Genomic DNA, 17503 nt, shown 5'->3' with positions numbered 1-17503 from the left:
TCAGAGCATATCTGTGATATATTTATTATAAGTTAGACAAGGAATGATCGCCCGTAAAAGGCGGTCTCACATAAACTCGCACTTGATTCTGATGGGGGAATTGGGTGCGTTTTTGTTATTATCATGACAAAAGGCAGAAAAATATTCAATACGATCTATAAGATCATCTCTACGGTCGTTATTACTGTCGGAGCGATCATAATGATCCTTTATTTGTGCGGTATTCGGCTGTATCACGTAAAATCAGGCTCGATGGGCGAGCTTCTTCCTGTCGGGAGCGTATGTTTTGTAAGCACTTATGTCGGTTATGAGGATATAAAAGTCGGAGATGTCATATCCTTCCGTGTAAGTGACGATATCCGCGTGACACACAGAGCCGAAAGAATAACGGCAGATGGCATCATAACCAAGGGTGACGAAAATTATACGAATGATCCCGATCCTGTTACCAAAGACAACTACATTGGAAAAACAGTTTTTGCGATACCTCATTTAGGAGCGGTTTTGGGATTTTTCCGTACAATGGGCGGAATGATAGTACTTGGTATTACAGGAGTACTGATCATAGTTTCAGGTTTATTCTACAAGCAAAAATAATAAGAAAGGAGAGAATATCTGTGGAGCGTATCATGAAAGGTATTGATCGTTTTTTTCATGGAAATAAGCGTCAGATGCTGACGGCGGCTGCATTGCTGCTGATCGTATGCGTATTGCTTCTGGCAGGTATTTTCTCTTATTTTCATAGTGAAGACACCGTCACTAACAGACTGGCTGCTAAAAACGGCTCGGTAGCGATACAAGAGCCTAACTGGGATAATACGGGAAAGTTCGATGCAAAGTCCTCGGAACCCGGTATGAAAATAGCCAAAAATCCCATGGGATATAATGAAGGTCAGATATATCTTTATATCAGGCTTAAAATGACAATAGAGCTTGAAAGTCTGAAAGACGATGAAAAAGCTCTGAAAACACAGGAGTATAAGGACAATTATCTTACTGCGGATAATGATATCAGAAGATTGAAAACTATTGCAGAAAGAATAAAATATGTCGTTGATGATAACGTACAGCAGTTTATAGAACTGGATACAACTGACCCTGATGTGAAGAACTGGTCTATCACTGCCTGCCGCAACAGCAGCTTTGGATTTGAACCGAATAATCAGTCAGATGATGATAACAAGCTCGTATTCTATTTTTACTACACAAACGGACAGAAAGACAGTGACGATAATGAGCTGATGTGTCGTGTAGCACCAAATGAACTCACAAAGGAGCTTTTCCACCGTGTGGATATCCCTGAATACAAAAAGGACTATCTCGGCGTTTTTGATCTGCCGTATAAGATAACAGTTCAGGCTGAGGGTATCCCTGTAGAAAGCGCTTTACCAATGCTTGTTGATGATGCAAAGACTGAATTTGAATATTATGAAAGGTAGAGGGCGTAATGCTTGAAAAAATAACAAAACGAGTTATAGGCGGCATTGTAGCTGCTGTCATGGCAATATCAAATGTTTCGCCTATCGTACCGATATATGCTGATGAAGATATGCGGGCGACAGTCTGTGAAGAAACAACAGGCGAATTTGATCTTGAGCATAAGAGTATTGAGCTCTATCCTGATGAGCAGAACGAAGAAAAGACTGTTATGCTGGAAGGTCTTATGCCTGAGGGTGCGGAAGCACAGGCTGTTGACGTCTCAGATGAACATGAGGGAATTGCGGCTTATGAAATCACCATAACCGCAGGCGAAAGCGAATACCAGCCAGGTGAGGAAAATCCTATCCTTGTTGAGATCAGTGATCCTGTTATCCACGACAGTGACTGCCTGCAGCTCTGGCACATCAGAGATGACGGCGAAAGAGAGCAGATCTGTGATTTCTCTGTTGAGGAAGGCAAGATAAGCTTTTATGCGACTGGTTTTTCGGTATATCAGATTGTGGAAGATGCAAATTTGGTACCGGTATCTTCAAACGGAAGAGGCTGGCGGAAAATTACGGATGTTGCTGATTTGGCTAATTATGGAGAAGGAAGTAGCGGACTGTACATTAGTAGTACAAATGGTTTCTATTTCACTAATGAGACCTATAAACCTAAAAGTAATGAACCCCGAACAGGAATAAAAAAGACTTTTAACAGTAATCATAAAGGTACTACTACTGATGAGGCAATAGGATTAGGAGCAGTTCCGTATTATTTTCAAAAAGTTGAAGGAACGAATAATCAATTCTATGTATATTGTAGAAAAGCAGGAAACACCTTATATGTTGCAAATAATAATAATAATTATCTTTTGCTAGTTGACGAAAACAATAAAACTTCATTTACAGTAACTAATAATGGAAATAATTTTTCCTTTCAAAGTACTGGATATGATTATTATTGGAATATGCAAGGAAATGATAATGGAAACGGTTTTTGTTCATATTCGTCTGCTACAGATTTAAATCTTTGGTACTACGTCCCATTAGCTCCCGATCCCTACGAACTCAACGGCAAAACCTACGGTCTGATGCACTATGTCAGCGGTGCAACCGGTCATGCACTCATGGCATCAGATAACAATGCAATGGAACTGCTTGCCTACGTTATCCGTCAGAATGAGGCGGGAAATCCGGAAACAGTCTATGTAGCAGAGGACGCGGATATCTCAGAATGGAAGTTTGAAAATGTTGTGGAGGACAGATATTATATCTATGCGGATTTTGGAGACAACAGAAAATACCTGAAAATCCCCAGTGAAGGTGATTATCCTTCGTTTGTTACAGTCTCGACCGGTGATCCGATTCCGGATGGACTGGAGATTCAGGTTGTGCCGAATAGCAAGGGTAAAATCAAACTTGTAGCGAACGGAAAAAGCATCAAATTAAACACCGTATCTGATGGTGCAGGCAATGAAAGAGCAGTGTTCCAGAGTGTGGACGCAAGTCAGGGGGAATACATAAATCTTGTAGACCTCACCGAGCTTCCTGAGCATAACAAAGTTGTGACATACAAGGCAAGAGAAGTTAGCGTCAGCGATGTCAAGGACGGAGAAGAACTCATTATTTATACCCGTGTTTGGAACGATACAGCAAAGCGTTATGATTTCTATGCACTGGCAGATGACGGAACGCTTGTGCCTTGCTATGAGCGCGGCGACAGCATCATGTGGCTTTCCGGCAAGCGCAATACTTTGATCTGGAATTTTACAGAATACCACTATGATTATACGAATACCCCGAACTATTACTATGAGTTGTATAATCCCTATTCTCAGAAGTATGTTGCGCCGATCCGTCCGAACGCCAGCTTATTGGAAGGACAAGTGCTGGGAGACGAAAAGATCGGTATCAATCTGCCCGGCAGAAAAAAAGGCGATTTTTACACAGACATTCTGGCATGGGATGATGTGAGCTATTCTTATTCCGGTCTTGGCATAACAGCTGATGGTAAGCAAACCGAACCAACCACGCGCCATCTGGCGAGTACATTTTATTTTGCACGACTTGTTGATATGAAGAACGATCTGACAGAGGTTGCAACGGTCAATAACAATGACTACGGCATCACCATGAAAATGGTCAACTTTGATGAGCTCAGCAAGGAGCAGGCTCTGGCATATGTGAATGCATCGGCGGCTGAAAACGGCCTTTCGTCCACGACGATCGGAAACTACGGAACTTCAGTGAGGAGCCGTTTTACATGGGAATACCTCGGCGGTATTAGTAACGGCGGAAAAGACAGTGTGCCAAGACAGGGATTACTGTCAACAAACCTTGTGAACGGCTACCCCCTTTCTAACATCGAAACTTATCACAATGTGCAGGCTTCCGGCATTCCGAACCAGAACTATAATCAATCCATTGCCCCCGCTTTTGCAGATGCAACGACTGTCAACCATCTGTTTATCCAAAGCATCCTGGACCAGAGCGGTTATTTTGAATATGACAGCTGTCAGAATTATGCCACGCTGAAACAGGGTGACACAACCGGAACGGATTTCTATGTTTCCAAGGAAATCGGCACGCATGATGCGACGAAAAAGTCTTCATTGCAGCACGGTCAGTTTTTTCCGTATGATGATATCGATATGGATACTTACGCGACCGTGAATAATGAGAATCTATACACTGCAACCCTGGACTCGCTGGATGACAACGACCCGCGAAAATTCGAAAAGCTGCATCTGATCGAATCTCCGGACTATTATTTCGGCATGGAGCTGGAAGCAAGCTTTACACAGACACCGGACGGCAAAGACAACTGGGGGCATGATATTATTTTTGAGTTCACCGGTGACGATGATTTCTGGTTCTATGTTAATAATGAGCTGGTCATTGATCTCGGCGGTACGCACTCTGCACTTGCCGGAAGTGTAAACTTTGCAACGGGTGATGTTGTTGTAAACGGCGTTAAAACAAACCTGCGTGATGTGTTCATTAATAACTTCCGTACACGGTATCAGGGTGTGCTGGATTCGGAGGCGTATGTAACGGACCTCAATGCATTTCTGGACCAACATTTTGACTGGGATCCAAATAAGAATGAATATGAAAAAGTATTCAAAGATTACACCAAACACACCATGAGAATTTTTTACATGGAACGCGGTGCCAGTGCTTCTAATCTGCATATGCGCTTTAACCTGAGCTATGTCAAGCCGGGCGACGTTGTGCTGACCAAGGAGATTTCTGGTACAGATGACCTCGATTTTGAAATGGTTGAATACCCGTTCCAGATTTATTACCGGTTTAATGAAAATGGCGAAGAACATATTCTCGGAGATGAAACAGATGACACACAGGACGCTGCCGTTTTCATCACCTATGAAAACTCGACAAAAACCGTTGAACGTTTACAGACCTATAAACCGCCCGGTTCAATGTCAGCAGCACCTTATAAATCCGTATTTTTTGTCAATCCGCAAAACAAAGCAGTCGTTCATTTTCCGACAAATACCTACCAATATAAAATCGTTGAATGCGGTATGGATAAGGATATCTATGACCAAGCAACGATCAATGGTGTCGTATTGGACGCTACCAACGTCGGAGGCTCCAATGCTAATCAGCCAAGCGTGCGTCAAAACGGAGACAGATATGATTATGACAGCGGCTGGATGACCGTACAAACACAGGGCTTTGCAACATATAATAACCGTGTTGATCCGAGTGGTTTGCGCAGACTGAGGTTTACCAAAGAGCTTTACGACAATGATTATACGTATGCCGCAAACCTTTCCAGTGATTACAAGAATAAGCACAAAATGACGGCAGAACAGGATCCCACAACCTTTACGTTCCGTTTGTATCTTTCCAACGGTGTATCGGATGAACTGCCGCTTGCGTATATGGTGAATTATCGCGTGCTGGATCCGGAAAACTATTATTGTACGTGGAACAGTCTCGAGCAGAAGTTTGATAGGTATGTCTATAATGGAAATTATATCAAACTGGACGAACTTGACACACTTCTGGAATCGTTCTCATCAAAAGAAGAAAAAGATGCATTCCTGAGGAAGATGACATTTGAATGTTCCATGAACGGTTCGATCTCCAAGATTCCGGCATGGTATACGGTGGAAGTTCCTAATCTGCCTGTTGGACTGACCTTTATGGTTGAGGAAAGAGATACCACAACAGAACGTCCGCTTGGTTATGAGCGCGTGATTTATGAGCGTGAAGCCGGTACGTATAATCTGCTGGAGTCAGGTGTGGAAAACAAGGGAAGAATCGAAAAGGACAAATCTCCGATGCTCCGCGTCATCAATCAGAGAGGCTACGAGCTGCAAGCAGTCAAGGAATGGAGTGACAAGGACTTTGTAGCCGGCCACGATAACATTTTCATGGCGCTGTATGTTAAAAATGAAAGCGGAGGCTATGATCTTGCTTCAGGTTATATTACCTCTCCGGTCAGAAGGCTTACTTCACCAAACACCGAAATACGCTTTTTCATGAATCGACTGGGTGATAAATCTCTTAATGATTTTGCGATATTTGAAGTCTTACTGACGAATGATAATTACACTGTGGATGAAAAGGGATTTGTAACACTCGGTTCGGGTACAGAAGTAGAACCGATTGAGAATGGAGGAATGAAGCTGATCATTCCCTCAGCCGACAGAATCATTGAAGCAAACAGTACATTTGCCGTATTTCAGAATGTCGAATTCCTGGATACAGACAATGCTTCCGACTGGTCTGTTCAGAAACAGTTTGACACACAGTCCAATCTGTACGGCGACCGTTTAATCAAGGCAGGTAATGTTCCGAACTACCTGCTCGGAGCGGAATATCTGCGCACAGCTGATGATTCCAAAAGTTGTACCGGTAATCTCTGCACATTTACAGCAGGTTCAGATGCAGATATCTATGTGGCATGGGACGATCGGAGCGGTCCGAAGCCAAGCTGGTTGAACGGTTGGGTGACGCTGACAGACACCTTTACAACTGCAACAACACCTCCCGTTACAATGACACTTTTTAAAAAGACTGTCAGTCAAGGCGACACGGTCACACTTGGCAGCAACCTCGGTGACAGTACACCAACAGTCAGCTATCATAGTTATGTTGTCCTGGCGGTCCCAAAATACAGCGAAGGAAGGATTATCAATCCGAAGAACAACTGGAATGCCAACTGGACGATTCAGAAAGCTTTTGACAGCAGTTCGTTCCCTTACAATGACAGGAATGTCAGAGTGGATGACGACGATTTCCCGGAAAAATATACCGGTGCAGAGTATTTGCGCACAACCGCAAGTGCCGGATCATCAGAATTACAAGTAAAAACCAATTCGGTCGTCTATGTTGCTTTGGATTCTGAAGTCACTTCGCTTCCTGATTGGCTGAGCGGCTGGAAAATAACGAATGATACGATCAAAACTTCAAACGGAAGGACGATGGTGCTTTACAGCAAAGACAGCAGCGAAAACGATATTATATCGCTTGGAGGCAACAGCGTGACCGGCGATAAAAATCCTTATTTTGTTCTGGCACTTCCGAAGTATACATATGAAACAGAGTACAACATAGGCAGTCAAACAAATGCGATGACTGTTCTCAAAGGGACAGCAAACGCCGACGATATCACAGGGCTTTACAGCAAGGATGCAGATAATCAGTATCATCTTGCAGCAGCCTCGGAGCGTCCGGTCAGAAAATTGCAGTCAGATGAGATCAAGTATTACTTACAGTCTGACGATACTGCAATAGATCAATATAAGATCTACAAGCTGGATCTGTCCGGCTATAAATTTACAGTGGATCAGAACGGCACCGTAACGGTAAATGAGGATGACATCAATATAGGTGAAGTGCAGGAGACAACCTATTCATCACCTGATATCAATGGAAAGGCTAAGATCACAGCGACTTACAATTGGGCTTCCTCGGAGGAAAACGGTGTTTTCGTTGCACTTTATCATAATACGAACGGAACATGGAACCGATACACTGAAACTGAGATCAAGAGGCTCATTTCGCCGGTTTCAAAAGTAAGCTATACTGTGAATCTCCCGACAGATCTTCCCGAAGGAACAACTGCAGAACAATATCTGCAAAATTTCAAGGTCTTTGCGGTGACGATAGCCGGAAACGGTTATCTTATTGATAAAGACGGATATATGACGCAGATCAGCAGCAGCGGCTCCGCGGAAGAGACGTTCAGCGAAAGTCAGGTTCAGATGATCGAACAAATCACCGCAACGCCTGTAACCTTTACAACCCGTGAAGATACGATCAGCAATACCCGTCAGGGTGGCGTAGAGATTGATCTGTATAGAATGGGTACAAGAGATGTGCCGTCAAATCATATTGGCGGTAATCCGGGAATCGCCCTTCAAGGCGGTGTCTTTGAATTGTATCACGGGGATGAACTTATCGGTACCTATGTCTCAAACGAAAGAGGCAGAATCACCGTTATGTATAATTATGTACAGGACGATTATTATACCCTGATACAGACAACGGCACCAAAATCTTATATCGGTTTGCAGGAACCTGTTGTGTTTAAAGTTCGTGAATCACCAAATAAAGAAGTCAATGTTTACAGAATAACGGACAGCGAAAGTCCTGCGTATGAAACTGTGAATGATGCGTGGAGAAATTATCACTTTCCGATGTCAGAAGGCGACAAACTTGTTGCTTATATTGACGTCTACAACAAACCGTTTATATTGCAGGCGATCAAGGTCGACAGCAAGGAAGTTGACGGCGAGGGCAATCCCAAACCCATTCAAGGTGTGACATTTGCGCTGTACCACGGTGTCAAAGGTATTGACGGCTGGACTCCCGGCTCAATCGTGAAACCGGTTGAAACTTACGGTAACTTGATGACAGATGAGAATGGACATATCGCCAATATCTCTCAGGCACTTGAAGAAGGTGTCTATTTCTTGAAGGAAGTCTCTGCCAAGAGCGGATACAAATTATTAGATCGCTATATCAGGATCAACGTGACAGAAAATGATGTTGACATCGGCAACGGACAGGACGATCCGACCGCTCATGTAGTTGTTGAAGGTTCGGTCACAACGGTCACACTTAACAGCGGTATCAAGCTGATAAAAACCGATGATGATAATTCAAGAACCTGTAAGATCATAATTCCAAATGAAAAAGCGCAAAGCGATTACTATTTCGACATCGAAAAGATCATTTTCGTGGATAAAAACATCCATGACAGTGATAAAAAGCAGAAATTTGTATTCAGAGTAGATCGTTTCGATGAAAATGAGACGGCTTTCACCGACCCGAATATCAGGGGAACGTTCTATGTGACACTCAACTGCAACAAGGAAATGGTATATACAGCTGATGATAACATTACATTAGACGGAGCGAATTATAATTATAGCTTCTTCCATGAGGATGATACCGTTTCTCTTACAAACTCTAAATTCCGCACTGCTGACAGCTATGTTGAAAAACAGTATACCGCAGAAGGGAAAGCCGATAACTATGATTATCCGGCAGCAATATGGAACGGCAGAAAAACGGTACGTGTTATGAAAGAGGGAATATACCGTATTTCCGAAGTTGATAAATGGTCATCAACAGATTATGATCTCTGGTATGGTTCAAACCGTTATAAAGGTTATGGCGACGGCACTCACGAAGAGACGGTCATAACCAACGGTTTCCGTGACAGTACGACAACAGGAAGTATGGCTTTGCCTGCCGCTGATAAGAGTTGTGTATACATAAATGTAAAAAATGTCAGAGCAGGCGAGTTCGATACAGCTTCAAAAACACTGGACAGCAAAATTGTTTGGCGTCCGACAGCCAGCTTTACAAACAGCGAAACTGAATACGCATATCTCAGTTCACAGGCATATGCTGACAACACTATTTCACGTTAAAGAAAGGAGGAGCGTTTAATGAAAAAAAAGAAAAAATATGTTGTTATAATAAGCAGTATCATATCAGTTATGTTGATCGCTCCTCTTATCGCATATGCAATACTGTATAAAAGTGATGAACGGAAAAATGAATTCAGAGCTGCAAAAGCAGATATTCAGGTCAAGGAAGGCGACAAAAGCGACGACGATCTGATAAATGAAGATTATACCTGGACAGCCGATGGTGATATCTATAAAGTTGATAAACCTGTTCAGATCTACGATGTCCGTGACAATAACGATGAGTACCTGCGTGTAAGATTTGTACCGATGTGGTATGATTCAGCCGGCAACATATGCGGTGGTGCAGAGGATTTTTCTGATTACAGCAAAACAGAACTGGAAAACAATGAACTTAAATTCAAAAATTCATCCGGTACTACGCTTCTGACATTAAAGCTATCTACAGAGCCTGTCTGGAGTGACAGCTGGGAATATAAATCATCAGATGAATGTTTCTACTACAAAGGTGAGATCAAATCAGGTGACGTATCTGAAAAGCTGCTGTCAGAAGTTCAGATACCTAAGTCTGTCTATGAAAGTACAACAGAATATACTTTGCATATAGAGGTCCTTGCAGATGCAGTGCAGACCGAAGGAAATGCAAAAAAGGACAGGCGCTGGTAAACAAAAGGCTGCGGATAGAAATTGCTTCTATTCGCAGTTTTTTGCATATATAATGGATTTACGGTGCTCTCAAGATGTTTTTATTCTGAATCCTTGGTAACAGAAAAAAATATTCAGCTTTCAGTATTTAAGTATAAGATCCTCCTTATAAATACAAAGTAAACGTCATGCTTTCCCGTAGTCTCATCTGTTTTGCAGTTCTGAGTTTTCCATGTCTGCCAGCCGCCTGTTTCGCTGACATCAAGCTTACCTATGAGCCTGCCGTCTGAACTGTCAGGACGAACTTCAAGTGCTGCCCTTGCACTGTTAGAGACGATACGGAAGCAGCGCTGAGCAATTCTCATTTTCAATTTTAATGTATCCATTGACAATAAACAGAATAAATGATAGATTATAATTAAGAGAAAACCAATACGTTATATATTTTTTATTTTAACTTGAAAAACACTTAGTCTTTTCACACTCTCATAACGTCTAATATGTAAGAGCACGTGATCTGACACGAAAGGAGCCAGAACGATGGATAACGGTGAAAGTAGCTACCGCCGTTTCCTTGCAGGTGATGACAGTGGTATGGTCGAGATCGTCCGCGAATTCCGAGACGGTCTTATGCTTTACCTCCGCAGCTATACCGATGATATCGGTTCTGCGGAGGACTGTATGCAGGACGCATTTATAAAGCTTGCCATTAAGAAGCCGAAATTCAACGGCAAAAGCTCTTTCAAGACATGGCTTTATACTATCGGCAGAAATATTGCCGTTGATCATAAACGACGTTTGCTGAGACGCAAAAACGTATCACTGAACGAATGCATTGAAATTGCAGATGAGGCCGATCTTGAACGAAGTTACCTTGTGACAGAGCAAAGGATAAATCTTCGTCATGCGATATGCAGGCTTAAAGAAGACTATCAGCAGGTGCTGTATCTGACCTATTTCGAGGACTTCAGCAACGAGGAGACCGCAAAAATAACGGGCAGATCGGTCAAGCAGATAAAGAATCTCCTGTATAATGCAAGGAAAGCACTCAAAACAGAACTTGAAAAGGAGGGCTTCAATTATGAAAACATATGAAGAAACAGCTCAATACATACTTGAAGTCCGAAACGAACATGAAAAAAAGATAAAGCGCAGGAAAGCGCTGGCAATGCGCATTATACCTGCCGCTGCGGGTATTTGCAGTGCTGTGGTGATATGCTTTGCAGCTTTGAAGAATAACAGAAAGCCTATCGACCTGATAACTGACGAAAGCGTTATAACAGGCGGTTCTGTCTCAGTTGTCACAACAGTTCCCCACGGCACAGAAGAAGCAGTCACAACACAGATATCGACTGCTCAAACAATTACCCAAACAACTGCTGAAACAACTGCTAAAACGACCGCTGAAACAACTGTATCTGCCGCATCTGTCACTGCCGCAAAAGCGACAGTACAAGTTGAGCAGAGCTATGCAAAAACTACCAATGTTCTGACTGCGGCAGCCACATCCGCTGTGCATACCACAGCGGCGTCAACTACCTGTGTTACCGCGACCATGACCGCGGAGACAGTCACTGCTGATGTCACAACGCAGGTGACGACAGAGGAGCCGATCAACACAGGAGGCTGGCATTGGAACGGTAACGGAGACGGTGACTGGAACTACGGCGGCTTCGGAGGATTTGGCGGCGGAGGAAACGCCGGAGGCGGCGAGGGAGGCGGCGAAGACAGCGGCGAGGAGCAGTGGCTGCAGCTTCCCATAAACGAAAAGTACTGCTATGCCTATATCTATGGATATGACAGCGTCTATGTCAACCTGTACATGATATCTCCCGAATATGCGGGAGAGCGGATAGACAGTGCGGATATGCTCAGCGGTCAGATGATAGGGGGGCAGCAAATGCAATGCTCAGCAGATGTATACAGCGTAAACGGCATTGCCGATGCAAGTGCTGTTGCTGTAAAATTTGAGGGGAATGAGGGGTATTACTTATATTACAAGCCAAATGCAGATCTGTATAAAATAACTCAAACTGTACCACAGGCATAATAATTAATGGAAGGATGATTTTTATGAAAAAAAACAAACGAATTATTGCCGCAATGATAGCAGCATTAATGACAGCCTCATCGTCTTCGTTGGTCTTGGCAAACGCAGACAATGCTGACAGCGAGGACGGATACACTGTAACTCTGGACGCTGTTACAGAAGATACGGGCAGCGAATACACTTTTGATGACATGAAGAAAATGTCAGAAGATGAGATATCTGCACTTTTTGCCGCAAAGGGTATGACAGATGAAAAGAAATACTCCGTATGGACTAAAGAAAAGGTTGCAGAGGCTCTTGAAGAATGTTCTATTATGATAGTGCTCAGGCCCGAAGCGACATTTGTGAACTCAGACGGAGAAACTATAGTCAACGAATCCGCCGATATTGAAGAATTGACAAAAGATGACGGCTGTATCACAGAGCAGATATATTACATTGCCAACTCAGTCGGTGTGCCAAACAGCGAAGTATGGCTTTTGGACGGCCACGGCTGGAAGATACGGACAGAAGAAAACGCTGAGGGCGGCAAGATATACAGAAGATATCTGAGCTTCGGTCTGTATCCTGCTAATGCACAAGGTCCTGACAAAAGCAATATGCTCATAGCTGCCGCACTGAACTATGTCCAGCTCAGCCCATGCTATGAGATCATTGAGCTTGAAAGCAAAAATGCAATTATAACAGGAGATGTTCCCGCTGTAGTTAAGGGCGATGCAAACTGCGACGGTGATGTCGATATGGCGGACGCAGTTCTTATAATGCAGGCTCTTGCAAATCCCAATAAGTACGGCTTGGACGGTACAGCAGATAATCATCTGACAAAACAGGGCGAATCAAACGGAGATATGAACGGTGACGGACTCACAGTCGGCGATGCACAGGCAATACAGAAAAAGCTGCTCAATCTGAGTTCTGCAACTATCGATATACCGTCTTCAATGAGCACAGTCCGCCTTGATGACAAGGTAAACGTACAGGCATCGGAAGGAAAAACTGTTGATGAAGAATTTGCAGCCGCAGAAATGAATCTCGGTATCGAGCTGCTGAAAAAGAGCTTTGCTCCCGCCAAGGCAGGCGAGGAGAACCTGCTCATCTCACCTATGTCCGTCTCGGCAGCTCTTGCAATGACTGCTAACGGAGCTGACGGCAAAACACGCAGTGAAATGGAGAAGGTGCTCGGAAACGGCCTTACTCTCGGTCAGATAAACGAGTATATGGCTTATTACCTCAGCAAGCTCCCCAATAATGAAAAAGAAAAGGTGTATATCGCCGATTCCATATGGTTCAAGGACAAGCCCTCATTCAAGGTATATGAAGACTTCCTTGAGCAGAACAAGAAATACTACGGTGCAGAGCTGTACAAGGCGCCCTTCGACGATAATACAGTCACAGACATAAATGACTGGGTAAGCAGAAACACCAACGGCATGATACCGTCTATACTCAGAAACGGAGACCTTGAACCCACCGAGGAAAAGGAAATGCTCATGATGCTTCTGAATACTCTCTATTTCGAGGCAGACTGGCAGCAGCCATACACTCATGCAAACAATGATATTTTTACGGATATCAATGGGGAAAAGCGTACCATAAAGTCTCTTGTCAGCAAGGAGTACGAATACTTCGACCTCGGCGATGCCGATGCTTTCAAGAAGCCTTATGCAGGCGGTAATTACAGCTTTGTGGGAATACTTCCGCGTGATAATGATATAGTTGAATATGTAAATAAACTTGACGCAGAGAAGCTCTTTGATGGGCTGAAGGAATGTGAGGATCCTGAGTCCGTGGACCTTTATACAATGATACCCAAGTTTGAGTATGACTACGAGAAGTCTCTCAACGATATACTCAAAGAAATGGGCATGCCCACAGCCTTTGGCGGAACGGCTGATTTCTCAAAGATAAACGACCTTTCCGTTGACGGTGCTCAGGCACTGTGGATAGACAAAGTGCTCCACAAAACAAAGATAGAGCTGAACGAAAAGGGCACAAAGGCAGCAGCCGTAACATCTGTGGGATTGTATGGCGGCGGAGGTATGCCTGATCTGAAAAAAGAAGTTTTCATTTATCTGAACAGACCATTTGTGTACATGATAGTTGATAAGAACAATGTACCGTTATTCATCGGTGCTGCAACTCAGCTCGGAGAAAAGTGATCTTATTCGGAGAAAAATGGCGAGATGTTCAAAAATCGACAATAATCGGCTTGTATTGTTATAGTAAATGATGTAAAATTATTATAGAAAACTCTATTCTGATATTATCTGTTTTTTTATGGAGGTGTATTATGGCATTGAATTTTTTTAGACGGGCTGCTTCGGCAGTCACAGCTGCTTTATTTCTGACGGCTGCTATACCGACAGTTTCGCTTACGGCTAATGCGAAGCTTTCGGGAATAACAAGTAATGGAAGTACCAATGCAGACAGGACCGTCGGTACCATTGATAAGCTTGGCGCATGTAACTATGCAAAGATAGTTATGGAAGCTCCTGACAGCACACTTGAATTCAAAAATATCACCGAAAATGATCTGCAAATACAGAAGATCATAAATTACGCAGGAACTGTCGAAGCAGACGGCGAAACATATCTTGTAGCCAGAAAAAAGGGAAGTATAATGTACAATACCACCCTTGCCGAGATAGAGACAGATCATAATGATTACATATTCTATCATGTATGCAGTGAAGAAAGCCTCCCTGCCGAAGGCTTTGCATTTCCTTTTTATGAGCTTATACAGAGCGCAAAGCATTTCGGGCTCGTAACGGGTAAACTGAGCAGCGCAGTTCTTGACGGCAGCAATTATGACTGTAACTGTGAGCTTTCCGCACTGCAAAACAAGGACAAGGAGATCTCATGCAAGGTATACTCCGAGATCTCAAAGCGTTACATGGGTTATATCATTTTGGACGGCTATGATTTTTATTCTCCCGAGTATTATGTAATGCGCGGAAGTGAAATGACCGCCCGTCCGAATGGCTGTTTTACCATAAACGCCAAGGAATACGAATTAATGTATACTGAAAACTGTGTTGACTCGTATGTGGAGAAAAATCTGTCAAGAACTTCCGCATATGAACTGAATGCCAAAAACAATATCACCATTGATTATCGGGTCAGCGACAGCCTTGAAGGTAAATACGGTATCGTGTATAAATTCTATTTGCATGATATTGATCCTGACAAGCGCATATCATTCAGTATAGCCGAAAAAGTATCGGGCATGAGTGTGGAAGAGCTTTTCGGGAGCTATGAAAAATCCATGGGCATAGGCAATCAGCTTTCGTTTGTTAATGCTGAGCTTGTAAAGACATATACTGCCAACGGGCATGAATACGACCTCTATAAGGGCTTATACAGGTACAGAGGAGAATTCAGTTCTTACAATGAGGAAAGCTACATTGCAGTCAGAAAGGATACAGGCGATTCTGCATCTTATGGCAGCAGCATTGACGTTTATGCGCATATGAGCAACACAGAGGAGCTTTCTCAGGGTACAGAAGTATATTCCGTTGAGTTCTCCTTCCACAACTGCGGTGCAGCAGGTACTTTAGATCTTACGCGGAATGATATAAGCTTTGGCAGCGGCGAAGCTCCCGCAGCAAAGACGTCTGATCTGCAAGCCTATGAATATGTTTTCGAGGACGCAAATATACAGAACGTGAGCGTCTCGGAAGAATACTGCTCTGTCACCCTTACAGTGAGCGATCCGAGTTATGAGGCGAGAGAATGGGGCGGCTTTGGAGGAATGTCCTTTATAGAGCTATTCTTCTGTCCCAATACCTTGCCACCTGATACAGACCCCGATGATACCGACTGGAAAGCTGATATCATAAAAAAGAATCGTGCTCTTCTCTCGATGCTGCACGAGGGCTCTAAAGCTACCATAAGTGTATTTTCGTACAGTTACTTTCCTGAATTAGTAAGCCGTCAGTATAAGAGCGGCGCAGTATATAATTTCGAGGGCGTGATATCGGTAAAATCTCCCGATATTCATTACTACGGCGATATCAACGATGACGGTGTTGTTGACTCATATGACGCGATCGTTTACAGAAAACAGCTTTCAGGCAATACCACTGAAAAGCTCAATAAGGATCAGCTGCTCAACGGCGATATCAACTTTAATGGTGTAATAGACGGTGACGACCTGCGGCAGTTGCAGGATTACCTGCTCGGTATACAAAAAGAGTTCAATGCAGTTACCGAGATCGGCAGCATACGTCTTGACGATAAAGTAGATGTCTTAGCCTCCGAGGGAAAGGTTTCCGACGCTGATTTTGCATATGCGGAAATGGATCTGGGCGTGAAACTGATGAAAAACTGTTTTGATCCTACTCAAACGGGAAAAGAGAATTTCCTTATATCACCTGTTTCAATATCCACAGCCCTTTCAATGACTGCAAACGGTGCTGACGGCAAGACGAGAGATGAAATGGAAAAGCTTCTCGGAAGCGGTCTGACAATAGATCAGATCAACGAGTATATGGCATACTTTATGAAGGAGCTTCCCGACAAGCAGAATGAAAAGGTTTACCTTGCAAATTCCATATGGTTCAAAAATACCGAGAAATTCAAGGTGAATGACAAATTCCTTGAGACAAATAAAAAATACTACAGTTCTGAGATATACAAGTCTGCATTCGACGATTCGACCGTCAAGGACGTGAACAGCTGGGTAAATACCAATACAAAGGGCATGATACCTGTTATCCTTAACAAAGGAGATCTCGAACCCAAGGGCGATATCGAAAAGCTGATGCTGCTTATCAATACCCTTTACTTTGAGGCAGACTGGTCAGACAAATATACCACCACCTACAGCGGAAAATTTACTGACCTTAATGGCGCTGAGCATGATGTCACAAAAATGAGCAATACCGAGTATGAGTACTTCGATCTCGGCGATGCAGATGCTTTCAAAAAGCCTTATGCAGGCGGAAATTACAGCTTTGTAGGAATACTTCCGCGGGATAATGATATAGTTGGATATGTAAACAGCCTTGACTCGAAAAAGCTCTTTGACTCTCTGAAGGAATGTGAAGATCCCTCGGAATATGATCTCACTGTTATAATGCCTAAATTCAATTACAGCTTTGATACCTCACTGAAAGATGTACTTGAACAAATGGGAATGACTACTGCTTTTGATCACAATACGGCTGACTTCACAAAAATGTATGATGCAACTGTTCCATACGCTCCCATTCTTTATATCGGCGATGTGCTGCACAAAACAAAGATAGAAGTGACTGAAAGCGGCACAAAGGCTGCTGCTGTAACTGTCGCAGGAATGGACGGCTGGGGCGGTATGTCACCGCAAAAAAAGAAAGAGATCATCATTGATCTGGACAGACCTTTTGTATACATGATAGTCGATAAGAATAATATCCCGCTGTTTATAGGTGCTGCTTCCATGATCGAGGAATGAGCACTCCAATTTATTTCGTATAAAACGAAAAAGC

9 protein-coding genes are annotated in these 17503 nt (G+C 43.3%); 8 read left to right on the top strand and 1 reads right to left on the bottom strand.

Annotation, left to right across the window (positions count from 1 at the left end):
* Window positions 1–123: 123 nt before the first annotated feature.
* The 4 genes from N774_RS17030 to N774_RS0106430 are packed head-to-tail and all read left to right on the top strand — an operon-like array spanning window position 124 to window position 10006.
* Entirely contained in the window at window positions 124–597 is a 474-nt protein-coding gene (locus tag N774_RS17030; RefSeq protein ID WP_024860455.1) for a signal peptidase I, read from the top strand.
* A gap of 32 nt (window positions 598–629) precedes the next feature.
* A complete protein-coding gene (locus N774_RS0106440; protein WP_155250368.1) occupies window positions 630–1439 on the top strand; it encodes a hypothetical protein in 810 nt (269 codons plus the stop codon).
* An 8-nt stretch (window positions 1440–1447) separates the two neighbouring features.
* Complete coding sequence (locus tag N774_RS0106435) at window positions 1448–9340, top strand: SpaA isopeptide-forming pilin-related protein (protein WP_024860453.1); 7893 nt, start codon at window positions 1448–1450, stop codon at window positions 9338–9340.
* 18 nt (window positions 9341–9358) lie between these two features.
* Entirely contained in the window at window positions 9359–10006 is a 648-nt protein-coding gene (locus N774_RS0106430; protein WP_024860452.1) for a hypothetical protein, read from the top strand.
* A gap of 113 nt (window positions 10007–10119) precedes the next feature.
* On the opposite strand, the gene N774_RS0106425 is transcribed toward N774_RS0106430, so the two are convergent.
* Window positions 10120–10371: a carbohydrate-binding protein gene (locus N774_RS0106425; protein WP_080770448.1), complete on the bottom strand. Its 252-nt coding sequence runs from the start codon at window positions 10369–10371 to the stop codon at window positions 10120–10122.
* A 154-nt stretch (window positions 10372–10525) separates the two neighbouring features.
* Here N774_RS0106425 and N774_RS0106420 point away from each other — a divergent pair, with 154 nt between their 5' ends.
* The 4 genes from N774_RS0106420 (at window position 10526) to N774_RS18115 (ending at window position 17469) form a co-directional block, all read left to right on the top strand.
* The gene (locus tag N774_RS0106420) at window positions 10526–11080 is read left to right on the top strand and encodes an RNA polymerase sigma factor (RefSeq protein ID WP_024860450.1); all 555 of its coding nucleotides are present in this window, start codon (window positions 10526–10528) and stop codon (window positions 11078–11080) included.
* A complete protein-coding gene (locus N774_RS0106415) occupies window positions 11067–12035 on the top strand; it encodes a hypothetical protein (RefSeq protein WP_024860449.1) in 969 nt (322 codons plus the stop codon). Before N774_RS0106420 ends, N774_RS0106415 begins: the two co-directional genes overlap by 14 nt.
* Window positions 12036–12058: 23 nt before the next feature.
* Window positions 12059–14194, top strand: a complete 2136-nt coding sequence (locus tag N774_RS19755; protein WP_051463383.1) for a serpin family protein — start codon at window positions 12059–12061, stop codon at window positions 14192–14194.
* A gap of 131 nt (window positions 14195–14325) precedes the next feature.
* Entirely contained in the window at window positions 14326–17469 is a 3144-nt protein-coding gene (locus N774_RS18115; RefSeq protein WP_024860447.1) for a serpin family protein, read from the top strand.
* Window positions 17470–17503: the final 34 nt, after the last annotated feature.

Source organism: Ruminococcus flavefaciens AE3010 (assembly GCF_000526795.1).
Lineage (GTDB): Bacteria > Bacillota > Clostridia > Oscillospirales > Ruminococcaceae > Ruminococcus > Ruminococcus flavefaciens_D.
This window is presented reverse-complemented; position numbering and strand designations above follow the sequence as displayed.